This is a genomic window from Janthinobacterium sp. 344, from assembly GCF_900112025.1.
Lineage (GTDB): Bacteria > Pseudomonadota > Gammaproteobacteria > Burkholderiales > Burkholderiaceae_D > Janthinobacterium.
Map to the genome: position 1 here is coordinate 11,420 of NZ_FOKL01000019.1, position 24,320 is coordinate 35,739.

A 24,320-nucleotide genomic window follows, 5' to 3' on the forward strand; every position below is an offset into this window, starting at 1 on the left:
CACAAGCGCTGCCTGCCATGGCGGCGGGCAGGGCGTACCGCCGGCGCCATGTGCGCCGCGTCCTGCTGGTGGGCGCGCTGCTGTGCGCGCTGGCCGTCTCGCTGGCGGCAGATATCGCCACGGGACCGTCCGGCATGGGCATGTCCCGCCTGTTCCAGGTACTGCTGCAGCCCGATGGCGTGCCGCGCATGGAGCAGGTCATCGTGTGGGATGTGCGCCTGCCATATGCGCTGATGGCCGTGCTGGTGGGCGCCGCGCTGGCGCTGGCGGGCGCCGAGATGCAGACCATCCTCGTCAATCCACTGGCCAGCCCGTTCACCCTCGGCGTGTCGGCCGCCGCCTCGTTCGGCGCCGCGCTGGCCATCGTCCTGAACTGGAGCTTGCCCGGGGTGCCGCCCCAGTACGTGGTGTCGGCGAATGCCTTCCTGTTCGCATTTGCGTCCGTCGGCCTGCTGCACCTGCTGACGCGCTGGCGCGGCTTCGGCGTGGAAAGCCTGGTGCTGTTCGGCATTGCGCTGGTGTTTGCCTTCAATGCGCTGGTGGCGCTGCTGCAGTTTGTTGCCAGCCAGGACAGCTTGCAGCAACTGGTGTTCTGGACCATGGGCAGCCTGTCGCGCTCCTCCTGGGACAAGATTGCCATCCTGGCCGCGGCGCTGGCCGTGATCGCGCCATGGGCCGTGCGCGACAGCTGGGCCATGACGGCGCTGACCATGGGCGAGGACCGCGCGCGCAGCTTCGGCGTCGATGTGCGCCGCCTGCGCATGCTGTCCCTGTTGCGTATCAGCCTGCTGTCGGCGCTGGCCGTGTCCTTTGTCGGCACCATCGGTTTCATCGGCCTGGTGGCGCCGCATATCGCGCGCCTGCTGGTGGGTGAGGATCACCGCCTGCTGTTGCCCGCGTCCGCGCTGGCCGGCGCGCTGATCCTGTCGCTGGCCTCGATTTGCAGCAAGACGCTGATCAACGGCGTGCTGATCCCCGTCGGCATCGTCACGGCGCTGGTCGGCATCCCGTTTTTCATGCTCATCGTCATGCGCCAGCGGGGAGGTGCGGCATGAGCGGCCTGCTGGTGCGCAATGCCTGCGTGGCGTATGGACGGCGCGAGGTGCTGTGCGGCGTCAGCCTGCCGCCTTTGTTGCCGGGCAGCGTGACTGCCCTGATCGGCCCGAACGGGGCCGGCAAGTCGACCCTGTTGCGCGGCATCGCCGGCTTGCAATCGATGCAGGGCGCCGTGCTGCTCGATGGCGTGGACCTGGCCTGCGGGCCGCAAGCCCGGCGCGCGCAGAGCATGGTGTACCTGCCGCAAAGTCTGCCCTCGCGCACGCGGCTGGGCGTGTTCGAGGCTGTGCTCAGCGCCGCGATGGCGGGGCGCAGCGAAGGCTGGCTGGGCGCCAGGGTCGATGCGGCCGCCGTGGCCAGGGTGGAGGCCGTGCTGGCGCGCCTCGACTTGCTGCCCCTGGCCAGTCGACAGGTCGAGGCGCTGTCGGGCGGCCAGCGCCAACTGGTGGGCCTGGCCCAGGCGCTGGTGCGCCAGCCGAAAGTGCTGCTGCTGGACGAGCCCACCAGCGCGCTGGACCTGTATCACCAGTTCCAGGTGATCGAGGCGATACGGCGCGCCACGCGCGAACATAGTTTGATTACCGTCATCGTCCTGCACGACATCAACCTGGCGCTGGGCTGCGCCGATCAGGTGATGGTGCTGCACGATGGCGTGCTGGCGGCGTCGGGCGCACCGCATGCCGTGATTGACGCCGCTCTGATCGCGCGCGTCTACCGGGTACGGGCCAGGGTACGCCAGCTCGATATGGCTGCCGTCGTCTGCGTGGAGGGGACATTGTGAGCGACTGGCGCGATTTGGCGGCCTTGCTGGCGCCCGTGCGTGGCCGCTTGCTGGGTGCTGGCGCGCTGCAGGCGCTGGCCGCCCTGTGCGGCGTACTGCCTTACATCGCCATGGCGCAATTGGGCGCCTTGCTATTGGCATCGGATGTCGATGCTGGCCGTGCCTGGAATGTGCTGTGGCTGGCACTGGCGGCGCTGTGCCTGCGTCAACTGACGACGGCGCTGGGCCTGCACCTGACGCACCTGGCCGATGCGGACTTGCAGTGCCAGTTGCGCCTGCGGCTGGCGCGCCACTTGTCCAGAGTGCCGCTGGGCTGGTACGCGGGCAGCAATGCGGCCAAGGTCAATGAAATCGTGCAGCGTGACGTGGCTGCGCTGCACCGCCTGGTGGCGCATGCGCCATCCGACCTGGCCGCCGTGGTCGTCGCGCCCATGGCATGCCTGGCCTGGCTGCTGCATACGGACTGGCGCATGACAGCCGTCACCCTGGTCGCGCCAGCTTTGGCCTGGTGGCGCTATCGGGGCATGGCCGCGCCAGCCTTCCGCGAGGGACAGGCGCAGTTGCAGCGCACTGGCGGCGAACTGGCGGCGGCGATGGTGGAACTGGTGCAGGGCATGGCCGTCTTCAAGACGTATGCGCAGGAGGCACTGCCGCAAGCACGCTTCCATGCCGTGGCGGCGCGCCATGCGCGGCAGTTTTTGGCCTGGGTGCGGCGCTGGGGCGGCATGGGAGCGCTGGTCGACGTGCTGCTGTCGCCGCCCGTCGTGCTGGCTTTTGTCGTGAGTGGCGCCTGGCTGGGCGCGCAAACGGGGGCGATGGCACCCGCGCAGATGCTGCCGTTTGCCTTGCTGGGCATGGCCTTGTGCGCGCCCGTCGCCGCGCTGGGGCACGGTGCCGATGACTTGAAGGGAGGCTTGGCGGCGGCGCACAGGATCGGCGCCTTGCTGGCCGAGGCGCCCATGCCGCAGGCGGCGACGTCGTTGCTGCCGGCTGGCGACGATGTGCGTTATGAACAGGTGCGTTTTGCCTATCCGGGCAGTGCCGACGTCTTGCACGGCATCGATTTATGCCTGCCTGCGGGCAGCGTGACAGCCCTGGTGGGGCCGTCGGGCGGCGGCAAGTCGACCCTGGCCATGCTGTTGCCGCGCCTGTGGGACGTGACGGCAGGCGCCGTGCGCATCGGCGGCGTTGACGTGCGCCAGATCGACCCCGCCATGCTGTATGCGCGTGTGGGTTTTGTCTTGCAGCACACGCAGGTGCTGCGCCTGTCCGTGCGCGACAACATCCGCCTGGGGCGGCCAGAGGCCAGCGACGTCCAGGTGGAAGCGGCGGCGCGCGCCGCGCACATCCATGCCCGCATCACGGCCTTGCCGCAAGGCTATGACACCTTGCTGGGCGAAGGACTGGCGCTGTCGGGCGGCGAAGCGCAGCGCCTGGCGATCGCCCGCACCTTGCTGGCCGATCCCCGTATCGTCGTGCTGGACGAGGCGATGGCAGCCCTCGACCCCGAGTCGGAAGCGCAGGTGCAGGCTGGCCTGTCGGCCTTGCTGGCGGGGCGCACGGTGCTGGTGGTGGCGCACCGGCTGCAAACCATCGTGCAGGCCGACCAGATTGTACTGCTCGATGGCGGACGCATAGGTGAGCGGGGCACGCATGCGCAGTTGCTGGCCGCGCGGGGCAGGTATGCGGCCCTGTGGGCGGCGCAAAGCCGGGTTGACGAGGTGGCGCCATGATCGCCACCGTGCGTTTGCTGTTGCGCCTGCTTGATGGCGCGGCCGCCGGCAAGTTGCGCCTTGCGCTGGCGCTGATGGCGGCCAACAGTATCCTCGGTGCGCTGGCCCTGTGCATGCTGCTGCCGCTGCTGCGCGCCTGGCTGGCGCCGCAGCCGGGGCAAGCGCAAGGTGCATGGCTGCTACTGTTCCTGCTGCTGGCAGCGGCTAGCGCCGCGCTGCGCCATGTCACGCGACTGCAAGGCTATGCTGCCGGTGCCCACTGCGCGCATGTGCTGCACCGGCGGCTGGCCGATAAAATCGTGCGCCTGCCGCTGGCCTGGTGCACGCCGCGCCGTGCCGGCGATATGCGCCAGCTGGCCTCTGGCGGCGTGATGGTCGTGATGGGCGCGCCCGCGCACCTGCTGCAGCCCCTGTTTGATGCCGTGCTGGCGCCGCTGGTGGTAGGGCTGCTCTGGCTGGCCGTCGACTGGCGCCTCGGTGCGGTGCTGCTGCTGGCCATGCCGCCCTTGTTATTCGTGTATCGCTGGGCGCAGGCCTGCGGCAGCCGGGCCGAGACGGCGCTGGCGGCCAGCAGCGCCGAAGCGAATGGCCGCGTGCTGGAATATATTGCGGCGCAACCCGTGCTGCGCGCCACGGGCCGGTCCGAGCTGGGCAGCGCCATGCTGGAACAGTCGCTGATGGAACAGCGCCAGGCGGAACGGCGCTCGCAGCATTTGCTGTTCCCCGCCGCCCTCGGTTTTACCGTGGCGGCGCAGCTGGCGTATGCATTGTTGCTGGCCATCGGCTTGCACCAGGTGTTGGCTGGCGCCCTTGATGTGCCGGCGCTGCTGGCGACATTGATCGTCGCCACCGTGCTGGCCGAGGCGATGGCCGCCGTTGTGCACACGGGCGCCGCCCTGCAACAAGTGGCCCACACCCTGCGCCAGTTTGATGGCGTGCTGGCGGAGCGGGAATTGCCCGTGCTGGCGTCGCCTTGCCGCGTGCCGGAACAGGACGCGCCAGCCGTCGAGGCGCGCCTTGTCTGCGTGCGGCGCAATGGACGTCCCATCGTCGATGCCGTCTCGCTGGAGATTGCTCCGCGCTCCCTGACGGTGCTGGCGGGCGCCTCCGGCTCGGGCAAGACGACCTTGCTGCAATTGCTGTGCCGCCAGATGGATCCCGACAGCGGCGTGCTGCTGGCCAGCGGCGTCGATATGCGGACCAATGACGACGCCGCGCTGACCCAACTGGCGACACCGATGTTCCAGCATACGTGGCTGCTGCCGGCCAGCTTGCGCGACAATCTGAGCCTGGGCCGGCAGATCGTGGCGCAGGATCTGCTGGCGGCCCTGTCGGCGGCCGGTCTGGCATCGTTGGCGCAGTCCTTGCCGCAAGGCCTGGACACTGTGGTCGGCGAAGGCGGCTGGACCTTGTCGGGTGGAGAGCGCCAGCGGCTGGCGTTCGCCCGCGCGTTGTTGAAACCCGCGCCGCTGATGCTGTTCGACGAACCACTGTCGGCGCTTGACGCCATCAGCGAACGGCGCGCTATCGCCACCCTGACCGGCCTGGCGCGTAACCATGCCGTGGTGGTCGCCACGCATCGGCTGGCGATTGCCGCGCAGGCAGACCAGATCCTGGTGATGCAATCGGGGCGTATCGTCGAACGGGGTACGTATGCGCAATTGCTGCGGCTGGGTGGCGTGTACAGCGGCATGCAGCGCCAGGCGGGCCAGGCACGGGGATGGCATTTGGGAGTATAGGTCTTTATTGAGAGTGAATTATCACCTACAATGCAATTCATTTGCATTTCATTCTCTTTCAGGGATTCCCCATGTGTCTCTTTTTGCAACGCCCGATAGCGCTGCTGCTGGCCGCTGCCAGTCCGCTGGCCCTGGCGGAAGGCCCCCTTGTGCCCGACGTCGTCACCATCAGCGCCGAGCGCCAGCATTACCGCAGCCTGTCCGCCACGGGCGCCACCAAGACGGATGCGCTGCTGATGGACTTGCCGCAAAGCGTGCGCGTGCTGACCGGCGACCTGCTGCGCGACGCCGGCGTGACGACTTTGGCCGGCGCGCTGGACCTGGCCAGCGGCATTGCAAAACAGAGCCCGCTGGGCGGCCTGTGGGACAGCTATGCCATGCGCGGTTTCACGGGCGATCCGAATTTCGGCTCCGACTACATGGTCAACGGTTTCAGTTCCAGCCGCGGCTACAACGGTCTGCGCGACGGCGGCAATACGCAGGCCGTGGAAGTGCTGAAAGGCCCGGCCTCGGCCCTGTACGGCCGGGGCGAGCCGGGCGGCACGGTGAACATCACGACGAAAAAGCCGATATTCGCGCCCGAGTACGGCGCCGATGTATCGCTGGGCAGTTTTCAAACGCGCCGCGCCGCCATCGATTTGACGGGACCGTTGAGCGAGACCGTCGCCTACCGCCTGAACGCGGCGCATGAGCAGGGGCACAGCTTCCGCGATACGGTGAAAGTCGAGCGCAGCCTGTTTTCTCCCTCGTTTCTCTGGCTGGCGGGCGAGCGCACGAGCGTGTCGTATGAAATCGAAGCGGTGCGCCAGCGCGCGCCGTTCGACCGGGGCGTGCTGGCCGTGAACGGCAAGCTGGGGGCCGTGCCCGTGTCGCGCTTCCTCGGCGAGCCGGGCGATGGTCCCATGACGGTCACGTCGCTGGGGCAGCAACTGTTTATCCACCATGCGCTGTCCGACGACTGGACGGTGCAGGCGGGCGCTTCCTACCGCGACAGCGCATTGACAGGCTATTCGACGGAAGCGAACAATCTGCAGCCCGATGGCCGCACCCTGCGCCGCCAGCGCCGCCACCGCGATTTCTCGGCCACCGACGTCTCCGCCCGCGTCGAGTTGCTGGGCAAGTTCAAAACGGGCGCGCTGGCGCACGAGGTGCTGGCCGGCGTGGATGCCTATCGTTTCGACGACCACCGGGTGCAGCTGCGCCGCAACCCCTCGGCCGCGAATGCCTATGCCATCGATATTTTCAATCCCGTGTACGGCGGCAAGGCCGATCCGCTGGCCCTGTCCATCGACACGCAAGAGGGGCAGCAGGCGCGCGGCCTGTATGCGCAAGATCAACTGAACCTGGGCGCGCAGTGGAAGGCGCTCGTTGGCGTGCGCCACGACAGCTACACGCAGGACGTCACAAATAAGCGCCTGAACACGCGCAACCGCCAGTCGCTGTCGGCCACCAGCCCGCGCGCGGGCCTCGTCTACCAGTCGTCGAAAAGGTGGTCGCTGTATGCGAGCGCGGCGAAGGGCTTCCGGCCCAACAGCGGCATCAGCATCGATAACCAGGCTTTCCCGGCCGAGCGCAGCCGCTCATATGAACTGGGCGCCAAGCTGGACACGGGCAAGCTGACGGGGACCGTGGCCGTGTACGACATCCGCAAGCGCAATGTGCTGACGACCAATCCCGCCAACACGGATTTCGCCATCGCGGCGGGCGAGGTGGGCAGCCGGGGCCTGGAACTGGACGTGTCGGGCGAACTGGCGCGCGGCCTGCGCGTCTCGGGCGCGTATGCGTACACGGACGCCAGCGTCACGCGCGGCGACAATACGATCGTGACGGGCAGCCGCTTTCCCAACGTGCCGCGCCACGGCGCCAACGTCATCGCCACGCAGCAGTTTGCGCTGGGCGCGGGCACGGCCAGCGTGGGCGGCGGTGTGCAATACGTGGGCGAGCGCCTGGGCGACGTGGCCGTCAGCAGCCAATTTACCCTGCCGGCCTATGCGACGGCCAGGCTGCTGGCGTCGTATGCGCCGAACGCCAGACTGCGATTGGCCCTGAACGTGGAAAACCTGTTCAACCGCAGCTACTATGCCAGTTCCTACAGCCAGCTGTGGGTGGCGCCGGGGGCGGAGCGCGCGATGACGTTGAATGCGCATTACAGGTTTTGATGTATTGACCCAACAGCAAAGTGCCGGGGTCGGACCTTAAGGTCCGACCCCAGGTTCTGCCGTTGGGGTACGCACGCTACTCTTACCCTTACATTAAAAATGAATAAATGACTGCTCCCCTGACTTCCCCCGCCATCCTGCGCACCCGCATCGCCGTCATCGACGTCATGCGCGGCCTCGTCATGCTGATCATGCTGTTCGACCATGTGCGTGAAACCGTCTTTTTACACCATCAGGTCAGCGATCCGATGGATGCGGCCCATGTCGATCCGGCCCTGTTCTTCACGCGCCTGGCGGCCCACGTGTGCGCGCCCATGTTTGTCTTTTTGACGGGCCTGTCGGCCTGGCTGTACTCGCATCCGGCCGCCGGTCCGCGCAGTGCCAGCGGCTTCCTGTTCAAGCGGGGCTTGCTGCTGGTCGTGCTGGAACTGGTCTTCGTCAATTTCGCGTGGAGCGGCGCGTTGCCGCCCGCCGTGCTGTACCTGCAAGTGATCTGGGTCATCGGCCTGGCCATGATGGCGCTGGCCGTGCTGCATAAGCTGCCCTTGAAAGTGCTGCTCGTGCTCGGTGTGGCGATGATCGCGGGCCAGCATTTGATGACTGGCTTGCGCGCGGAACCGGGCAGCCTTGGCTATTACGCCCTGACGGTGCTGCTGCAACGGGGCTACCTGGTGGCGGACGGCGCCATGCAGATCAAGGTCAGCTATCCGCTGCTGCCGTGGATCGGCGTGATTCTGCTCGGCTATGCGGCCGGCCCCCTGTATGCGCGCAGCCGTTCGCCGCACGGGCGTCGGCGCTGGCTGCTGGCGCTGGGCGCGGGCAGCTTGCTGCTGCTGGGCGTGCTGCGCGGCTTCAATCTGTATGGGGAAACCCTGCCGTGGGTGGCGGGCGAGACGGCCTTGCGCACGCTCATGAGCGTGCTCAATTTCACCAAGTATCCGCCGTCGCTGGACTTCTTGCTATTCACGCTGGGCCTGGGGCTGCTGGGCCTGGCCTGGCTGGAAAGCATCGATAACGGCTTCACGCGGGCCTGTGCCACCTTCGGCGGCGCGCCCATGTTTTATTATTTGCTGCACCTGTATCTGCTGCTGGCCATCAGCCTCACCCTGACGGCCGTGCTGGGTGCCAACCATGGCCAGCGTTATGGCGTCGAACATCTCTGGCAAGTCTGGCTGCTGGCCTTGCTGCTGATGCCCGTGCTGTACTTTCCCTGCCGCGCCTTCGCCAATTACAAGCGCAGCTCGCAGCAGGCGTGGGTGCGCTATTTCTAGACGAGGTCTACTTGCAATACAGCCTGTCGATGCTGTGCGACGACGCCAGGTAATGCCGCGTCTGCCAACCGATGGCCACCCGGTAGGCGCAGGGCGGATCGAGCGCCACGTTGACGGGGAAGCCGCCATTGTTGCCTGACAGGTGAGGTCCGCCCGCGCCGCCACGGAACAGGTAGTTGCCGGGCGGCGGCGGCGGGGTGAAACTGGCGGCCGGCAACGGTGGCGGCGGATGGGCGATGCCATTGTTGTTGGAAATCGTGATATTGAAGAAGCGCAAATGCGGGTGGTCGATCGTGTACAGAATATGTACGAGGCCGCCCGCGATGGGGTTGCAGGCATTGCTGCGCAGCTCTTCCAGGTCCAGCGCCACGATGACGGGCGAGTTGTCGAAGACGATGGAGTCGAGCCCGTCCGTGGCCACCAGCGCCAGGGTATTTCCATCACGCACCTCGAAGCCCAGCCGGTAGCGGCGTATCGGTTCGCTCTCGGCCGCCGTCAGGCTGCGGCCCGCGTCGAGGATGGGCAAGCCGCCCGGCAGCTTGGCCGGATGCAGGCTGGTGATGGCCGGCGTGTTGATGGTCAGCAAATCGAAGGTGCGCAGGAAGATGGTGGGCGCCACGTTGACGATGGCCGTCGTGCCGTCGCGCATGTCCACCGTGACGGGCTTGCCGTCGACCCTGATCCAGCCGCCCGGTTTCAGATCGCCCGCATCGACGATCACCTGGGCCGAGTCGCTCAAGCCCAGGCCGTTCGTATAAAACACATAGCCGACGAGGGTGCCGAGCACTTGGCTCAAAGGCGCCAGACTGGCGGGCGCGACCGAGGGAATGGCGGTCGGGTCGTCGCTGCCGCCGGGCCAGGTCCACTCGCCGATGAGGAAACGGTATTCGAGCGGATTGGCGGGGATGGCGCTGTTGCGCAGCGGGCAATTGCCTTTCAAGGTCACGCCGCCGGCGAACACATACGAGGCGCTGGGGCCGCCCGCATAGCCTTGGGCGGAAAAGCCGGCCAGCGAGGGAAACGGGTGGATGTCGAACACTTCCACCTGCTGCCAGTGCGGCACGCCTTCCACGTCGGGCGGCAAGACGTCCTTCGAGCACAACTCCACGCAGAAACAGTGGCCCACGTTTTCGCGGCCCGGCTGGCGGCCATTCGCCTGCGTTTCCGACAGGATGGTCACGCTGCCCAGCTGCGCCGTGAAATACACGTCGGGTCCGCTGGCGAACTCCACGTTGATGAAGGGCGAAAACGGCGTCAGCGTGAAGTCGGAGGTCAGGTAGTCGATGCGGAAGCGGCCGCCGGCATCCGTCACGGCGTCGCCCAGCGCATCGTCCTGCAGCCAGTCCGCATCGAACGCGCGCACGGTGGCGCCGGCGATCGGCGCTTGCGGCGCGTCGCAGGTGCGCAGGCGGCCGCAGATGGTCCAGGCACCGAAGCGGGCGCGCACCAGGCACCAGAAGCGTTGCGGCAAGCAATAATCCCAGACGGCGAGAAAGTCATTTTCCACCTGGCGCCAGCGCGGCTGGAGGGTGGTGATGGAAAACTGCAGCGGCACGGGCGCCTTCGGCCCCGGCTTCAGGTGCGGCACGCTGGGGCACAGCACGTCCACCTCGACGGCTTCGCCCTGGTAATCGCCTTCCAGGGTGAAACTGTAGTTGCCGTCTTCATCCGTGCGCGCCTCGGCCAGCAGGAACGGCGCCTTCGCCTGCACTTCCTCGTCTGTCAGGATGGCGAAGGTTTCCTTGGCGCTGGCCACCGCCAGGGCCGTGATGTGTTGCGTGTCGCGCGGCCGGTACAGGCGCACGATGACGTGTGACAGCGGTTCCGGACACTCGGCACAGATCAAGCCGCACAGCTTGCCCCGCAGGATATAGGCCATGATGATCTCCAGCATGATTGAAGCGTTGGACAGCTGCGCCGCTCGCAATGGCGGCGCTGTTACCAAGCTAGCAAATGGCCGGCCGATGGGCTTGATCCTGCTTAAACGAGCGGCTATTTGATCAGTGCCAGCACCTCGCGGAAACGCGGGTGCTGGCAGTCGCGCAGCCATTCGAAGGCCAGCATCTCGACCGTCACCAGTTGCGCGCCCAGCTTGTCCAGGCGGGCCAGGGCCGCGTCGCGGCTGGCCGCATGGCGCGAGCCGACGGCGTCGATGGCGATGATCACGTCATAGTCCAGTTCCAGCAGGCCGATGGCCGTCTGCAGCATGCACACATGGGCTTCGCAGCCCGTGACGACGATCTGTTGGCGTCCCGCTGGCAGCATGGCTTGCAAGCCGTCGGCACAGGCGCCGAAATGCGTCTTGTGCAGGGTCCGTTCGCACAGCGCGGCGATCTCGTCCACGTTCGGCCCCAGGCCCTGCCGGTTCTGTTCCGTGCCCAGCACGGGCACGCCGAGCAGGCGGGCGATGTGGGCCAGGCGCAGGTTTTGCGCCAGCACCAGGCCGGCGTCGTGGATGGCCGGCATCAAGCGGCCTTGCAGGTCGACAATGACTAACACAGCCTGGTTGGCATCCATCAGCATGGCGTTCTCCTTGTTCATATGTGGCGACAGTGTAGCGCGCCGCAGTGTGCTCAAGTTGGCCAGCTGGGCGCGGCCGTCTCTCCCATCAGGTAGGCGTGATTGAGGTCGATGGCGCCGCGCAGGTAATTCCACAGGGCGCTGACCCTGGCGATGTTGCGCCGTTCGCTGGGCGAAATCATCCAGAACGAGCGCACGAGGTCGATGTCGCCATCGAGCACGGGCACCAGCTCGCTTGACTGCTGCGCCACGAAGCAGGGCAGGATCGCCAGCGCCTGGCCCGCGCGCGCCGCGTGGTACTGGGCGATCACGCTGGTGCTGCGAAACGCGCGCAGCGAGTCGGGTGCCACGTTGTCCATGTAGCGCAATTCCGCGCTGAAGACCAGGTCGTCCACGTAGCCGATGATGGGGTGCCGCGCCAGCTGCGCCACGCCGGTGATAGGCGCATGGCGCGCCAGGTAGCCTGGCGTGGCGTACAGTTTCAGCCGGTAGTCGGACAGCTTGGTCACGACATACGGGCCGGACAGGGGACGCTCGATGGAAATGGCCACGTCCGCCTCGCGCTTGGACAGGCTGACGAAGCGGGGCACGGCGATCAGGTCCACGCTGATGTGCGGATAGCGGCCGCAAAACTGCGCCAGGTGCGGCGCCAGCACGACGGCGCCGAAGCCTTCCGTCGCGCCCAGGCGCACCTGGCCCGACAGCAGCCGGTTGTGTTCGCCCAATTCCTCGGTGGCGGCAAACACCGTGCTTTCCATGGTTTCCGCATATTCCATCAGGCGGTGGCCTTCGGGCGTCAGCTGGTAGCCCACGTAATTGCGGTCGAACAGCTGCGTGCCCACCTGCTCCTCGAACTTGCGCATGCGCCGCGACACCGTGGAGTGGTCGATGCCCAGCTTTTTCGCCGCATCGACGAGTCCCGCGCTGCGCGTCAGCTCCAGGAAGACGCGGACATTGTCCCAATCGAGCACTTTGTTCTCCTTGTGCATTTTTGCAAAGGAATTATGCATTAATTTCGCTTGAACGCATATTTTTACACATGCAGAATGCAGCTAAACATATAAGAAAAACCCATCCACCTGGAGACACGCATGAAAAAAACCGTTCTGGCCATGGGCGCGCTGGCGCTTTCCCTGTCTTTCACCGGCGCGCAGGCGCAGATTTCCGATGGCGTCGTCAAGATCGGCATCCTCACCGACATGTCCGGCCCGTATTCGGCCATGGGCGGGCGCGGCTCCGTCGTCGCCAGCCAGATGGCCGTCGAAGATTGTCTGAAGGCCGAATGCAAGGGCATGAAGATCGAGATCCTGTCGGCCGACCACTTGAACAAGGCCGACATCGCCGCCTCCAAGGCGCGCGAATGGCTGGACCGCGACAAGGTCGACGCCATCGCCGACCTCACCAACTCGTCGGTGGCCCTGTCCGTGCAAAAGCTGATGAAGGAGAAGGGCGGCATCGCCATGTTCAGCGGCCCCGCCACGGGGCGCCTGACGAACGAGGATTGCTCGCCGAACGGCTTCCACTGGATGTTCGACACGTATTCGCAGGCGGCCGGCACGGCGGCGGCATTGACCAAGCTGGGACAGAAATCCTGGTACTTCGTCACCGTCGATTACGCCTTCGGCCATTCGCTGGAAAAGGACGCCAGCGAGGTCGTCAAGCGCAATGGCGGCACGGTGCTGGGCGCCGTGCGCCATCCCTTGAACGCCTCGGATTTCTCCTCCTTCCTGGTGCAGGCGCAAGGGTCAAAAGCGCAGGTGATCGGCCTGGCCAACGGCGGCGCCGACACCGTCTCCGCCATCAAGCAGGCGCGCGAGTTCCGCATCGGCAGCGGCAAGGACCAGCGCCTGGCCGCCTTGCTGGTGTTCCTCTCCGACGTGCACGCGCTGGGACTGGACACGGCCCAGGGCCTCGTCTACGCGGACGGCTTTTACTGGGATTTCGATGACCGCAGCCGCGCGTTTGCCAAGCGCTTCGAGGCGCTCAACAAGGGCGCCAAACCCACCATGGTGCAGGCGGGCGTGTATTCCAGCGTCTACCACTACCTGAAATCGGTGGCGGCCGCGAAAAGCGACGACTCGAAAATCGTCGCCCAGAAAATGCGCGAGCTGCCCATCCAGGACGCCGTCATGCACAACGCCTCGATCCGTCCCGACGGCCGCGTCATCCACGACATGTATCTGGTGCAGGTCAAAACCCCGGCCGAATCGAAGGGCGCGTGGGATTACCTGAAAGTGCTGTCCACCATCCCCGCCGACCAGGCGTTCAAACCGATGGATGCGGCGGCGTGCAACCTGGTCAAAAAATAATTTTCACCCCTAACGGCGAAAGGCTGGGGTCGGACCCTCAGGGTCCGACCCCGGAATCTGCTCTTGGGGTAACTAATCAATCACGGAGCCAAACAAATGAACCAAGCCCTCACTTCAGTCCCCGCCATCCCCCTGCACATCGCCGGCAAGCACCACGCCTCGACCAGCACGGAGTGGCGCGACGTCGTCAACCCGGCCACGCAGGAAATCGTCGCCAGGGTGCCGTTTTCCACGCCCGACGAAGTCAACCTGGCCGTCGCCACGGCCAAGGAAGCCTTCAAGACGTGGCGCAATACCCCGCTGGCGGCGCGCATGCGCATCATGCTCAAGTACCAGCACCTGATCCGCGAAAACATGGCCGCGCTGGCCGAACTGATCACGCGCGAACATGGCAAGACCCTGCCCGACGCGGAAGGGGAAGTGATGCGCGGCCTGGAAGTGGTGGAGCACGCGTGCTCGATCGCCACCCTGCAGCTGGGCGAAATCGCGGAAAACGCGGCCAATGGCGTCGATGTCTACAATATCTACCAGCCGCTGGGCGTGGGCGCCGGCATCACGGCCTTCAACTTCCCTGTCATGCTGCCGTGCTTCATGTTCCCCATCGCCATTGCCTGCGGCAATACGTTTGTCCTGAAACCGTCGGAGCAGGACCCGTCCTCGACCATGTACCTGGTGGAGCTGATGTACCAGGCGGGCTTGCCGGCGGGCGTGCTGAACGTCGTGCATGGCGGCGCCGACGTCGTCAACATGCTGTGCGACCATCCCGACATCAAGGCCGTCTCCTTCATCGGCTCCACCCACGTGGGCACGCATGTGTACCGCCGCGCCAGCGAAGCGGGCAAGCGCGCGCAATCGATGATGGGCGCGAAAAACCATTGCGTCGTGCTGGCCGACGCCAACAAGGAACAGGCCATCAATAACCTGATCGGCGCCGCCTTCGGCGCGGCCGGCCAGCGCTGCATGGCCAATTCCGTGGTGGTGCTGGTGGGCGAGGCGCGCTCCTGGCTGCCGGAAATCGTCGCCCGTTCCAAGGCGCTGAAAGTGGGGCCGGGCAGCGACCGCGAGGCGGACCTGGGCCCGATGGTCTCGAAGGCGGCCATGCAGCGCGCCGAAAAACTGATCCAGGCGGGCGTGGACGAGGGCGCCCAGCTGCTGCTCGACGGCCGCGGCCACAAGGTGGCCGGCTACGAGGGCGGCAACTTCATGGGGCCGACGATCTTTTCGCAGGTGCAGGCGTCGAACTCGGTCTACACGCAGGAGATTTTCGGCCCGGCCATGTGCGTGGTCGAGACGGACACGCTGGACCAGGCCATCGCCTTCATCAACGCCAACCCGAACGGCAACGGCACCTCGATCTTCACCTCGTCCGGCTGGGCGGGGCGCAAGTTCCAGAACGAGATCGACGTGGGCCAGGTGGGCATCAACGTGGCCATCCCCGTGCCCGTCGCCTATTTCAGTTTCACGGGCTCGCGCGCCTCGAAGCTGGGCGACCTGGGGCCGAACGGCAAGCAGGCGCTGTACTTCTGGACGCAGACCAAGACCGTCACGGCGCGCTGGTTCGCCCCGGACGATGGCGGCAGCGGCGTCAATACCACCATTGCGATGAAATAAGGGGGCGGCCATGGGCACCAACATCGTCTTTATCGGCCTGGGCAACATGGGCTTGCCCATGGCGCAAAACCTGGTGCGGGCCGGCCACGCCGTCACCGGCTTTGACCTGGTGGCGGACAGCGTGCGGCAGTTCGCCGACGGCGGCGGCCTGGTCGCCGATGACCGGGCGGCGGCGATCGGCCAGGCCGACATCGTCATCACCATGCTGCCGGCCAGCCGCCACGTGCTGGGCGCGTATCTGGGCGGCGCGGCAGGCGACGCGGGCATCCTGGCGCAGGCGCGGCCCGGCACCCTGCTGATCGACTGCTCGACGATTTCCGCCGAGGCGGCGCGCCAGGTGGGCCGCGCGGCGCAGGAGCGGGGCATGCCCATGCTGGATGCGCCCGTCTCCGGCGGCACGGCCGGCGCCACCAATGCCACCCTGACCTTCATGGTGGGCGGCGAAGAGGGGGCGGTGGCGGCGGCGCGCCCCTACCTGGAAGCCATGGGCAAGGCCATCTTCCACGCGGGGGCGCTGGGCAGCGGCCAGACGGTCAAGATTTGCAACAACATGCTGCTGGGGATACTCATGATCGGCACCAGCGAAGCGATCCGCCTGGGCGTGGCCAACGGCCTCGATCCGAAAGTGGTGTCGGAGGTGATGGCGAAAAGCTCGGGCCGCAACTGGACCCTGGAGGTGTACAACCCGTGTCCGGGCGTGGCGGACAACGTCCCCGCGTCGCGCGGCTATGCGGGCGGCTTCGGCACCGACCTGATGCTGAAAGACCTGGGCCTGGCCGTGGAAAGCGCGCTGGCCAGCGGCGCCAGCATCCCTCTGGGCGCCTTGTCGCGCAATTTATACAGCTTGCACAGCAAGGCGGGCGCGGGCGCGCTGGATTTTTCCAGCATCTACCAGCTGCTGGGCGAGAAAGCTTAAGGCCGCTGGGCTTGCAGGGCGGCCAGTTCCGCCCTGGCTTTTTCCAGCTTGCCTTCCAGCTTGGCGATCTTCTTCGGTTCCTTGTTCGCTTCCTGGGCCAGGCGCAATGAACGTTCCGTCTGGTTGACCTTGGCCTGTGCCTTTAAAATCTTCTTGTTGTGGCGCTCGACCAGGCTGCTGTCGCGGCAGTGGGCGTTGACTTCGTCGAGCGCGCGCGTGAGGCCCGCGACCTTGTCGGACAAGCCCTGTTCCTGGGCCTGGCGCAATTCGCTGCGGATGCTTTCGCGCTTGGCGGCGCAGCCCGTCAGCTGGGTGTCTGCGGCGCTGGCGCCCACGGAGGCGGCGGCGAGCAGCAAGGTCAAGGCGGTGGTGGCGAGGCGGTTCATGGTATTCCTGGAGTTGGGGGTTGAGTTGATGCAATGTAAGCCCGCCGGCCAGCCCTGTCAAACCCGCTCCGCCGTGCGGTGCGCGCCTCACCTGGCAGGCATCGGCTACCATGCGTGTTTTCCTCTTCCCGCCCCCGTCGCATGTCCAAGAAACTCCGCTTGCTGATCCCTTTTCTCCTGCCGCTGCCCGTCCTGGCCCAGACTTCCCCCACCTTGCTCGACTTGCAGCTGATCGCCATCAAGGCACGGGCGGATGGGAGCAGCCAGAGTCCCGAGAGCATCGCCGAATTTGCCGCGACACGGCGCGTGGCCGATACGGGCGACGTCGAGGCGCAGCTGGAACTGGCGCGCATGCTGCAGCTGGGCGTCGGCGCGCCGCAGGACACGGCGCAGTCGATGGCCTGGATACGCAAGTCGGCCGAAGGCGGCTACGCGCCGGCGCAATCGGCCATGGGCCTGGCCTACACGGTGGGCGGCAAGGTGCCGATCGACCGCGTGCAGGGTGAATACTGGCTGCGCAAGGGCTTGGCGCAGGGCGACGCGCTGGCGCAAACCATCCTGGCGCTGGAATTCATCGATGGCGCCAGCCCTCCCGAAGAACAGGCGCTGGCCATCCAATGGCTGAAGAAGGCCGCGCTCGAAGAGCACTTTATTCCTGCCTATAACGCGCTCGGCGAGCACCTGATGCGCGCCGCCACCGATGAGCAGGAGCGCGGCGAGGCCTTCCACTGGTATGACAGGTCGGCACGTGAAAAGCAGCCGGCCGGCATGCGCAACCTGGCCCGCGCACATGAACTGGGACTGGGCGTGGCACAGTCGGACAAGCAGGCTCTCGTCTGGTACGAGCGGGCGGCGTGGAGCGGCGACGTGCCCGCCATGCGGCGCATGCTCGACGTGTATGCCAAGGGCGAACTGGGACAGGCGGCGAATGCCGACGATGCCGCCGAATGGCGCGGCAAACTGCTGGAAAGTGAGAAGAAATGAAGACCATCGTATTGTTATTGACCCTGGCGCTGGCGCAGCCCGTGCTGGCGCAGCCCGCGTCCTCCAAGGAACCGCGCCAGCATCCGGCGCTGGCCGACTTCGACACCAAGGGCCTCGACGACATGCGCGCGAAGGTGCAGGCCGTCGTCAACCGCCCGGCCGACCTGTCGCCGGAGAAGGTCGCCGCCTTCGACAAGGCGCGGCTGGCGGCGCAAGGGGGCGATGCGGCCGCCCAGCTGGAGCTGGCGCAGATGCTGCACGAGGGCGAGGGCACGCCGCGCGACCTTGACGCCGGCCTGGCGTGGATGCGGAAATCGGCCGAAGGCGGTTATGCTCCGGCGCAGGCTTTCCTCGGTGTCGCCTATACGCTGGGACAGGGCATGCCGGTCGACCGCAAGCTGGGCGAATACTGGTCGCGCAAGGGCGCCGCGCAAGGCGTGGAGCTGGCCAACTTCACGGTGGCACAGCACTTTGAAAATATCCACAGCAGCCCCGAAGAACAGGCGCACGCGCTGCACTGGCTGAAATTCTATGCCGAAAAAGGCTTTATCCCCGCCTACAATGAGATCGGCTACCGCCTGATGATGACGGCGAAGGACGAGGCGCAGCGCCGGGAAGCGTTCAGCTGGTACATGCAGGCGGCCAAGGCGCTCGATCCGTCCGGCTTGAACAATGTGGCCTATGCGTATGAGGTGGGGCGGGGCGCGCCGCAAAGCGACGAGGCGGCGCTGGGCTGGTACGAGCTGGCGGCCATCGCGAAAAGCCCGCCGGGCCAGACGGGCTTCGCGCGCCTGCTGGAGCAGGGCCGGGGCGGTCCCACCCGGCAAGGACCGGCACCCAAGCCCCTCGAGCTGTATCTGCTGGCGGCGAAACAGGGCGACACGGAAGCCATCGAACGGCTGGTCAAGGTGTTCGAGAACGGCGAACTGGGGCAGCAGGCCAGCCCGATCCGTGCAGCGCAGTGGCGCGAAAAGCTGCACATGGAGCAAGTCCCCTGATACACCGAGACGGCGCGAAAGCGGCATGCTATCATCTTTGTTATCGATAACAATATTGAGACATCCATGAATCCCGATTTCCGTTCCAAGGACATGCTCGAAGCGCACATCCTGCACACCATGCGCTTTTACCACCCGCGCGCCGTCGACCCCAGCGGCGGCTTTTATCACTTTTTCCTCGACGATGGCACGGTGTACGACGCTGCCACGCGCCACCTGGTCAGCAGCACGCGCTTCATCTTCAATTACGCCATGGCGTACCGCCATTTCGGCGGCGACGACTACCAGGCGGCCCTGCGCCACGGCGTGGCCTTTTTGCGCGACGCGCACCGCGACCCGGCCACGGGCGGCTACGCCTGGCAACTGTCGTGGAAAGATGGCGCCAGGACGGTGGAGGACGGCGCCAACCACTGTTACGGCCTGGCCTTCGTGCTGCTGGCCTATGCGCACGCGCTGCAAGCGGGCGTGACGGAAGCGCACGCCTACCTGGACGAAACGTTCGAATTGATGGAGCAGCGCTTCTGGCTGCCGGAACACGGCCTGTACGCGGACGTGGCCAGCGCCGACTGGGCCACCCTGGACGGCTACCGGGGACAGAACGCCAACATGCATGCCTGCGAAGCGATGCTGGCCGCGTTCGAGGCGACGGGCGAGGCGCGCTACCTGCACCGCGCCGAAACGCTGGCGCACAACATCACCGTGCGCCAGGCGGGCCTGGCGAATGGCATGATCTGGGAGCACTACAAGAGCGACTGGACGATCGACTGGGACTACAACCTGCACGACAAGAGCAATATCTTCCGTCCGTGGGGCTACCAGCCCGGCCACTTCACGGAGTGGGCCAAGCTGCTGCTGATCATGGAGCGGCACGCCAAGTTCATGGCGGGACCGTCCGACTGGCTGCTGCCGCGCGCGCGCGCGCTGTACGACACGGCGCTGGCCAAGGCCTGGGATGGCGCGCATGGCGGCATCCATTACGGTTTCGGCCCGCACGATGAAATCTGCGACGGCGACAAATACTTCTGGGTGCAGGCGGAAAGCTTCGCGGCCGCCGCCGTGCTGGCCGCGCGCACGGGCGACGACGCCTACTGGCAAAGCTACGACAAGATCTGGGACTACAGCTGGAAGCACTTCGTCGACCATGAGCATGGCGCCTGGTACCGCATCCTCACGCCCGAGAACCAGAAAATCAGCAACGAGAAAAGCCCGGCCGGCAAGGTCGATTACCACACCATGGGCGCCTGCTATGAAGTGCTGAACGTGCTCAAAGGTGCCGCATGAGCGCCGCTCTTCCCCGCGAATTTCCACAATTCGTGTCGGCCGGCGAGGCGCTGACGGACATGCTGCGCACGGGCGGCGACCAGTGGAGCAGCCAGGTGGGCGGCTCGACCTGGAACGTGGCGCGCGTGATGGCGCGCCTGGGCGTGCCCAGCGCCTTTGCGGGCGCCGTCAGCCTCGACGTGTTCGGCGACGCGCTGGCGCAGGCGACGGACGCGGCGGGCCTGGACATGCGCTTTTTGCAGCGCCATGCCAAGTCGCCCCTGCTGGCCATCGTGCATGAACTGCATCCGCCCACGTATTACTTCATCGGCGACGACAGCGCCGACCTGCATTTCGACGCGGCGCAGCTGCCGGCCGGCTGGATGCAGGGCGCGCAGTGGGTGCATTTCGGCGGCATCAGCCTGGCGCGCGAACCGCTGGCGGGCAAGCTGGTGGCGCTGGCGCAGCAGCTCAAGGCGGCCGGCGTGAAGATCAGCTATGACCCGAACTTCCGCGTCATGATGGATGAGCGCTACGACGCCACCCTGCGCCGCATGACGCAGCTGGCCGACGTGGTGAAAGTGTCGGACGAAGACCTGGCGGGCCTGTTCCGCCACGCCGACATCGATGCCGCGTTTGCCACGCTGCGCGGCTGGAATCCGCAGGCCACGTATTTGTATACGCGTGGAGCGCAGGGCGCGGCCCTGTACCGGGGCGAGCAAGTCTGGCAGGCGGCGCCGCCCGTCATCGAGGTGGTCGACTCGGTGGGCGCGGGCGACGCCAGCATCGGTGGCCTGCTGTACAGCCTGATGTACCGGCCCGACGCGGACGATGGCGAGCACTTGCGCTTTGCCGTCGCGGCGGGCGCGGGCGCCTGCCTGGCGGCGGGCGGCTCGCCGCCGTCCGTGGCGCTGGTGGAGTCGCTGGCGGCGCGCACCGTGGTGCGCTAGGCACCCGGTGGTAACGCCGGGTCAGGCCCGGCGGCTCGGACCCCGCGCAACGGGGCCCGACGACGCCCGTGCCATCAGGGTGAACGCCATCAGATGATGCGTGGCGGGCGCTATTTCCCCCGCGCGGCGCTGACGGATTTCATCGATCACCAGGGTAACGGCGGCGCGCGCCATGTCCGCGATGGGCTGGTGGATGGTGCTCAGTTCCGGCCACACGGTGGTGGCGACGGGCGTGTCGTCGAAGCCGCACACGCTCAGTTCCTGCGGTACCTGCAAGCCCATGCCGTGGGCCACGGCCAGGGTGGCGGCGGCCATGTCGTCATTGCTGGCGAAGATGGCGCTGGGGTGCGGTGCTTGCGCCAGCAGCCGGCGCGCCGCGTCGAGCCCCGAACGGTACGTGAAATAACCTTGTGCCACGCGCTGTGGCGTCACGGCCAGTCCCGCGCCGCGCATGGCGTCGTCGTAGGCCTGGCGGCGCAGCAGGGCGGGCGTGTGCGCCGGATCGCCTTCGATGAAGCCGATATCGCGGTGGCCCAGCGCGAGCAGGTGGCGCATCATGGCCAGCGCGCCCTCGTAATCGTCGATGCGCACGGCCGACACATCGGGCGACGGGCGCGCCGTGGCCACGGCGATGGCGGGGATGCCCATCTGGTTCAGTTGCGCCAGCACCTGCGGCGAATCGCACAGGGGCGGCGGCACGAGGATGCCGTCCACGCCGGCCGCCACCAGGCAGTCGATGGCGGCGCGCTGGCTGGCCAGGTCTTCGCAGCGTTCCAGCAGCAGCTGGCCGCCGCCCTGGCGGCACTGGTCCATGGCGCCAACCAAAAATTCACTGAGGAAGGCCGCGCTGGGGTTGCTGTACAGGAGGCCGATGCGCAGGGTGCCCGTGCGCGCCGCCCTGGCCGCCAGGTTGGGCTGGTAGTGCAGGCTGGCGATGGCAGCCTCGACCTTGCCGCGCGTGGCGGCGCTGACGCTGGCGCGCCCGTTGATGACGCGCGACACCGTCATGGCCGACACGCCGGCCACGCGCGCCACGTCGTGCACGGTGGCGCCGCTGGCGTTATCAAACGCGGCTGGCGCCGCCTTATTCGAGGTGGCCACCGAACTTCAGCTTGCCGCTGATGCGCATGCCGTGCAATTGACCCTCTTCCAGTTCGGCCGCGCTGGTGCGCTGCGCCGTGTCGCGCCGCGCCAGGCCGACGGACAGGATATCGAGCATCATCAGCTGCAGCAGGCGCACGATCATGGGCACGAAATTGAGGTTGCCTTCCGGGTGGTTCAGGGTCAGCAGCACGTCGGCCAGCTTGGCCAGGGGCGAGCCGCTGGCCGTGATCGCCAGCACGCGCGCGCCGCAGGCCTGCGCCACCTTGACGGTGCGCAGCAGGTCGGGCAGGGCGCCCGAACGCGAAATGACCAGCGCCACGTCGCCCGGTTTGAGCATGGCGGCGCTCATTTCCTGCGCCTGCGGGTCGGCGAAAAAGCTGCTGACGATGCCCAGGTTGAGCAGCTTTTGCTGCATGTCGTCGGCCACCACGCGGGCGCTGCCCACGGCCAGCAATTCCACGCGCTGCGCGCCGCGCAGCAGCTCGATGGCGGCCGTCAGCGCCTTCACGTCGAGCATGTCGCGCAGGGCCAGGGCGGCCGAGGCGTTATTGCCCAGCACCTTGCGCGCCAGCTCCGCGTCCGAATCCGAAATCTCCACGTGGCAGTGCGCCACCGTGATGGCGCCGCCCGTCAGGCCCGATGCCAGCTTGAGCTTGAAATCGGCCAGGCCCTGCACGCCGATCGAGCGGCAGAAACGCATCACCGTCGGCTGGCTGACGCCGACGCGCTGGGCGATTTCCGCGATCGGCAGGGTCAGCATGGCGTTCGGTTCCTTCAGCACCCAGTCGGCCACCTTGCATTCCGATGGACTCATCCTGCCGCGCGCCTGGCGCACGGATTCGAGCACGGGCGCACCCGTGTGCGCGCGCTTGAGCTTTTGCGCCAGGATGGCGGCGATGCCAAGGAAGGTCGGCAGTTCGGCCGTGATCAGGAAGGTGGGAATCTGTGCCAGGTATTCGTTCAGGCGGCCCTTCTGTTCGAAGCGCGCGCGGAACTGCGACTGTTCGAACAAGGGGCCCAGGCGCGGCACGATGCCGCCGCCGATATAGATGCCGCCCAGCGCGCCCAGGGTCATGGCCACGTTGCCGGCGATGGAGCCGAGGATGGCGCAGAAGCAGTCCACCGCTTCGAGGCAGACGTCGCATTCATTGTTCAGGGCGCGGCTGGTGATTTCGGCCGCCAGCAGCGGCAGCGCGTCGGGCTGGCCGGCGCGTTCGGACAGGGCGCGGTAGATCAGTTCCAGTCCGCGGCCGGACGCCAGGCGTTCGGCCGAGACGTGCGACAGTTCGCGCCAGGCGAAGGACAGCACGTCCATCTCGCGCTGGTCGCACGGCGCGAAGCTGACATGGCCGCCCTCGCTGCCCAGCGCGATCCAGCGGTCTTCCGCCGGGATCATGCCGGACACGCCCAGGCCCGTGCCCGAGCCCAGCAGGCCGATGACGCTGTCGGCGCGCGCCATGCCGCCGCCGATCTGCTGGCGCTGGTCGGGCCGCAGATAGGGCAGGGCCATGGCCAGCGCCGTGAAGTCGTTCACCACCAGCAGGGTGTCGAGGCCCAGTGCGGCGCGCATGGCCTCGATCGAGAAGAACCAGTGATGGTTCATCATGCGGATGGTGTCGTCGTCGATGGGATTGGCGATGGCGATGGCCGCATGGCGCACGCGCGCCGAACCGGCGGCGCGCGCCTCGCTGCTCAGCATGTAGGCGGTGATGGCGTCGAGCAGCGAGGCATAGTCGTCGCACGGCAGCACGGCCACGGCTTCCAGGTGGCCCTGGCGCGTTTCCAGCACGAAGCGGGCGTTGGTGCCGCCGATGTCGGCCAGCAGGCGCGGCCCATCGCTGAAGCGCTCCGCCGGATCGCTGCCTGCTACTTCCATTTTTTCATCAATTTTCATGGCGGTGCTTTATCTCGTCTGCGTGCGCTGTCGTGGCGGCGCACTGTCGTTATGGGCAAAAACCAAGGATTTTAATTCGTATACGTGCCGCGTGCCGAAAAATGCGGGGCCGCCCGTATTGCCTGTCCTCTGTTGCTTGTCCGCCATGTCAAAAACGGGCGGCGGCAAGGCAAAAAAGCGGGCAAATAAAGTGTCGCAGAGTAGTCGTAGGATTACAACATAATATGTTGATATTTGTTCGTAGTATAGTTACTATGTCTCTGCTGGAAAGAATTCTGGCCAGTACATTCGGCCACGAATGACTAGATAAAAACAAATTACTGAGGAGACTTACCATGCTGCATCGCAACATGTTGAAGGCTGTGTTGAAGACACTGCCCGCTGCCATCGTCTTAGCTATCGCCAGCGGTGCCGCTGCTGCCGACCCCATGTACCCATCCGATTCCGAAGGCTTCCACGGCTACCTGCGCGCCGGCGCCGGCAGCAATACCTCGGGTGACGGCGGCTCACAAGGCTGTTTCGGTCTGGGCGGCAATACCATGAAATATCGTCTGGGCAATGAGTGCGATGCCTACACGGAATTCGGCTACACCAAATCCATCGCCAAGTCCGGCGGCGTGAACTACCTGGCCACCATCTGGGTCAACGC

21 protein-coding genes are annotated in these 24,320 nt (G+C 66.6%); 15 read left to right on the forward strand and 6 right to left on the reverse strand.

The window, feature by feature from the left end; translation table 11 throughout:
* Window positions 1-17: 17 nt before the first annotated feature.
* From BM193_RS27705 to BM193_RS27730, 6 genes are all read left to right on the forward strand, one after another.
* Entirely contained in the window at window positions 18-1,055 is a 1,038-nt protein-coding gene (locus tag BM193_RS27705) for a FecCD family ABC transporter permease (RefSeq protein ID WP_092804542.1), read from the forward strand.
* The gene (locus BM193_RS27710) at window positions 1,052-1,837 is read left to right on the forward strand and encodes an ABC transporter ATP-binding protein (protein WP_092804497.1); all 786 of its coding nucleotides are present in this window, start codon (window positions 1,052-1,054) and stop codon (window positions 1,835-1,837) included. The genes BM193_RS27705 and BM193_RS27710 overlap by 4 nt, the downstream gene beginning before the upstream one ends.
* Entirely contained in the window at window positions 1,834-3,570 is a 1,737-nt protein-coding gene (locus tag BM193_RS27715; RefSeq protein WP_092804500.1) for an ABC transporter ATP-binding protein, read from the forward strand. Before BM193_RS27710 ends, BM193_RS27715 begins: the two co-directional genes overlap by 4 nt.
* Entirely contained in the window at window positions 3,567-5,309 is a 1,743-nt protein-coding gene (locus BM193_RS27720) for an ABC transporter ATP-binding protein (RefSeq protein ID WP_092804503.1), read from the forward strand. Before BM193_RS27715 ends, BM193_RS27720 begins: the two co-directional genes overlap by 4 nt.
* A 71-nt stretch (window positions 5,310-5,380) precedes the next feature.
* Window positions 5,381-7,468: a TonB-dependent siderophore receptor gene (locus BM193_RS27725; RefSeq protein ID WP_175533448.1), complete on the forward strand. Its 2,088-nt coding sequence runs from the start codon at window positions 5,381-5,383 to the stop codon at window positions 7,466-7,468.
* 107 nt (window positions 7,469-7,575) lie between these two features.
* A complete protein-coding gene (locus tag BM193_RS27730; protein WP_092804506.1) occupies window positions 7,576-8,739 on the forward strand; it encodes an acetyltransferase domain-containing protein in 1,164 nt (387 codons plus the stop codon).
* Window positions 8,740-8,746: 7 nt separating this feature from the next.
* On the opposite strand, the gene BM193_RS27735 is transcribed toward BM193_RS27730, so the two are convergent.
* Window positions 8,747-10,618, reverse strand: a complete 1,872-nt coding sequence (locus BM193_RS27735) for a transthyretin-like family protein (RefSeq protein WP_217638534.1) — start codon at window positions 10,616-10,618, stop codon at window positions 8,747-8,749.
* On the opposite strand from BM193_RS27735, the gene BM193_RS29340 reads away from it, so the two are divergent.
* Window positions 10,617-10,739, forward strand: a complete 123-nt coding sequence (locus tag BM193_RS29340) for a hypothetical protein (protein WP_302847696.1) — start codon at window positions 10,617-10,619, stop codon at window positions 10,737-10,739. The two genes, BM193_RS27735 and BM193_RS29340, sit on opposite strands and share 2 nt — an antisense overlap.
* Here the strand turns inward: BM193_RS29340 and BM193_RS27740 are convergent.
* Both BM193_RS27740 and BM193_RS27745 read right to left on the reverse strand, forming a co-directional pair.
* A complete protein-coding gene (locus BM193_RS27740) occupies window positions 10,732-11,262 on the reverse strand; it encodes an isochorismatase family protein (RefSeq protein WP_092804551.1) in 531 nt (176 codons plus the stop codon). The genes BM193_RS29340 and BM193_RS27740 overlap by 8 nt on opposite strands.
* Before the next feature lie 50 nt (window positions 11,263-11,312).
* A complete protein-coding gene (locus BM193_RS27745; protein ID WP_092804553.1) occupies window positions 11,313-12,230 on the reverse strand; it encodes a LysR family transcriptional regulator in 918 nt (305 codons plus the stop codon).
* Window positions 12,231-12,350: 120 nt separating this feature from the next.
* On the opposite strand from BM193_RS27745, the gene BM193_RS27750 reads away from it, so the two are divergent.
* From BM193_RS27750 to mmsB, 3 genes are all read left to right on the forward strand, one after another.
* The gene (locus BM193_RS27750) at window positions 12,351-13,568 is read left to right on the forward strand and encodes an ABC transporter substrate-binding protein (protein WP_092804509.1); all 1,218 of its coding nucleotides are present in this window, start codon (window positions 12,351-12,353) and stop codon (window positions 13,566-13,568) included.
* Between the two features lie 96 nt (window positions 13,569-13,664).
* On the forward strand, window positions 13,665-15,179 hold the full coding sequence (locus BM193_RS27755) for a CoA-acylating methylmalonate-semialdehyde dehydrogenase (protein ID WP_092804512.1): 1,515 nt from the start codon (window positions 13,665-13,667) through the stop codon (window positions 15,177-15,179).
* Window positions 15,180-15,189: 10 nt separating this feature from the next.
* A complete protein-coding gene (gene mmsB / locus BM193_RS27760) occupies window positions 15,190-16,095 on the forward strand; it encodes a 3-hydroxyisobutyrate dehydrogenase (RefSeq protein WP_092804515.1) in 906 nt (301 codons plus the stop codon).
* On the opposite strand, the gene BM193_RS27765 is transcribed toward mmsB, so the two are convergent.
* Window positions 16,092-16,481 carry a DUF1090 family protein gene (locus BM193_RS27765; protein WP_092804518.1) on the reverse strand — a complete coding sequence of 130 codons (390 nt, stop codon included), beginning with the start codon at window positions 16,479-16,481 and terminating at the stop codon, window positions 16,092-16,094. The genes mmsB and BM193_RS27765 overlap by 4 nt on opposite strands.
* Before the next feature lie 141 nt (window positions 16,482-16,622).
* Between BM193_RS27765 and BM193_RS27770 the strand changes: the two genes are divergently transcribed.
* The 4 genes from BM193_RS27770 to BM193_RS27785 all read left to right on the forward strand — a co-directional run bounded on the left by BM193_RS27770 (window position 16,623) and on the right by BM193_RS27785 (window position 20,673).
* Complete coding sequence (locus tag BM193_RS27770; RefSeq protein ID WP_092804521.1) at window positions 16,623-17,465, forward strand: tetratricopeptide repeat protein; 843 nt, start codon at window positions 16,623-16,625, stop codon at window positions 17,463-17,465.
* Complete coding sequence (locus BM193_RS27775; RefSeq protein ID WP_092804524.1) at window positions 17,462-18,463, forward strand: tetratricopeptide repeat protein; 1,002 nt, start codon at window positions 17,462-17,464, stop codon at window positions 18,461-18,463. The genes BM193_RS27770 and BM193_RS27775 overlap by 4 nt, the downstream gene beginning before the upstream one ends.
* A gap of 66 nt (window positions 18,464-18,529) precedes the next feature.
* The gene (locus BM193_RS27780) at window positions 18,530-19,744 is read left to right on the forward strand and encodes an AGE family epimerase/isomerase (RefSeq protein ID WP_092804527.1); all 1,215 of its coding nucleotides are present in this window, start codon (window positions 18,530-18,532) and stop codon (window positions 19,742-19,744) included.
* Window positions 19,741-20,673, forward strand: coding sequence for a carbohydrate kinase family protein (locus BM193_RS27785; RefSeq protein WP_092804530.1), 933 nt, complete (start codon window positions 19,741-19,743; stop codon window positions 20,671-20,673). The genes BM193_RS27780 and BM193_RS27785 overlap by 4 nt, the downstream gene beginning before the upstream one ends.
* Window positions 20,674-20,694: 21 nt before the next feature.
* Here the strand turns inward: BM193_RS27785 and BM193_RS27790 are convergent, their stop codons facing one another.
* Both BM193_RS27790 and BM193_RS27795 read right to left on the reverse strand, forming a co-directional pair.
* Window positions 20,695-21,774 carry a LacI family DNA-binding transcriptional regulator gene (locus BM193_RS27790; RefSeq protein ID WP_092804533.1) on the reverse strand — a complete coding sequence of 360 codons (1,080 nt, stop codon included), beginning with the start codon at window positions 21,772-21,774 and terminating at the stop codon, window positions 20,695-20,697.
* Complete coding sequence (locus BM193_RS27795; protein ID WP_092804536.1) at window positions 21,758-23,671, reverse strand: glucokinase; 1,914 nt, start codon at window positions 23,669-23,671, stop codon at window positions 21,758-21,760. The genes BM193_RS27790 and BM193_RS27795 overlap by 17 nt, the downstream gene beginning before the upstream one ends.
* Before the next feature lie 335 nt (window positions 23,672-24,006).
* Here BM193_RS27795 and BM193_RS27800 point away from each other — a divergent pair.
* A partial coding sequence (locus BM193_RS27800; protein WP_139229977.1) for a carbohydrate porin occupies window positions 24,007-24,320 on the forward strand: 314 nt, incomplete at its 3' end.

What these genes read in the sequence shown, in the direction of transcription:
- BM193_RS27765 (WP_092804518.1), bottom strand. Translation starts at nt 16,481, where the DNA reads ATGAACCGCCTCGCCACCACCGCCTTGACCTTGCTGCTCGCCGCCGCC.
- BM193_RS27785 (WP_092804530.1), top strand. Translation starts at nt 19,741, where the DNA reads ATGAGCGCCGCTCTTCCCCGCGAATTTCCACAATTCGTGTCGGCCGGC.
- BM193_RS27770 (WP_092804521.1), top strand. Translation starts at nt 16,623, where the DNA reads ATGTCCAAGAAACTCCGCTTGCTGATCCCTTTTCTCCTGCCGCTGCCC.
- BM193_RS27755 (WP_092804512.1), top strand. Translation starts at nt 13,665, where the DNA reads ATGAACCAAGCCCTCACTTCAGTCCCCGCCATCCCCCTGCACATCGCC.
- BM193_RS27750 (WP_092804509.1), top strand. Translation starts at nt 12,351, where the DNA reads ATGAAAAAAACCGTTCTGGCCATGGGCGCGCTGGCGCTTTCCCTGTCT.
- mmsB (WP_092804515.1), top strand. Translation starts at nt 15,190, where the DNA reads ATGGGCACCAACATCGTCTTTATCGGCCTGGGCAACATGGGCTTGCCC.
- BM193_RS27710 (WP_092804497.1), top strand. Translation starts at nt 1,052, where the DNA reads ATGAGCGGCCTGCTGGTGCGCAATGCCTGCGTGGCGTATGGACGGCGC.
- BM193_RS27775 (WP_092804524.1), top strand. Translation starts at nt 17,462, where the DNA reads ATGAAGACCATCGTATTGTTATTGACCCTGGCGCTGGCGCAGCCCGTG.
- BM193_RS27735 (WP_217638534.1), bottom strand. Translation starts at nt 10,618, where the DNA reads ATGGCCTATATCCTGCGGGGCAAGCTGTGCGGCTTGATCTGTGCCGAG.
- BM193_RS27795 (WP_092804536.1), bottom strand. Translation starts at nt 23,671, where the DNA reads ATGAAAATTGATGAAAAAATGGAAGTAGCAGGCAGCGATCCGGCGGAG.
- BM193_RS27720 (WP_092804503.1), top strand. Translation starts at nt 3,567, where the DNA reads ATGATCGCCACCGTGCGTTTGCTGTTGCGCCTGCTTGATGGCGCGGCC.
- BM193_RS27780 (WP_092804527.1), top strand. Translation starts at nt 18,530, where the DNA reads ATGAATCCCGATTTCCGTTCCAAGGACATGCTCGAAGCGCACATCCTG.
- BM193_RS27705 (WP_092804542.1), top strand. Translation starts at nt 18, where the DNA reads ATGGCGGCGGGCAGGGCGTACCGCCGGCGCCATGTGCGCCGCGTCCTG.
- BM193_RS27730 (WP_092804506.1), top strand. Translation starts at nt 7,576, where the DNA reads ATGACTGCTCCCCTGACTTCCCCCGCCATCCTGCGCACCCGCATCGCC.
- BM193_RS27725 (WP_175533448.1), top strand. Translation starts at nt 5,381, where the DNA reads ATGTGTCTCTTTTTGCAACGCCCGATAGCGCTGCTGCTGGCCGCTGCC.
- BM193_RS29340 (WP_302847696.1), top strand. Translation starts at nt 10,617, where the DNA reads ATGATGATCTCCAGCATGATTGAAGCGTTGGACAGCTGCGCCGCTCGC.
- BM193_RS27740 (WP_092804551.1), bottom strand. Translation starts at nt 11,262, where the DNA reads ATGCTGATGGATGCCAACCAGGCTGTGTTAGTCATTGTCGACCTGCAA.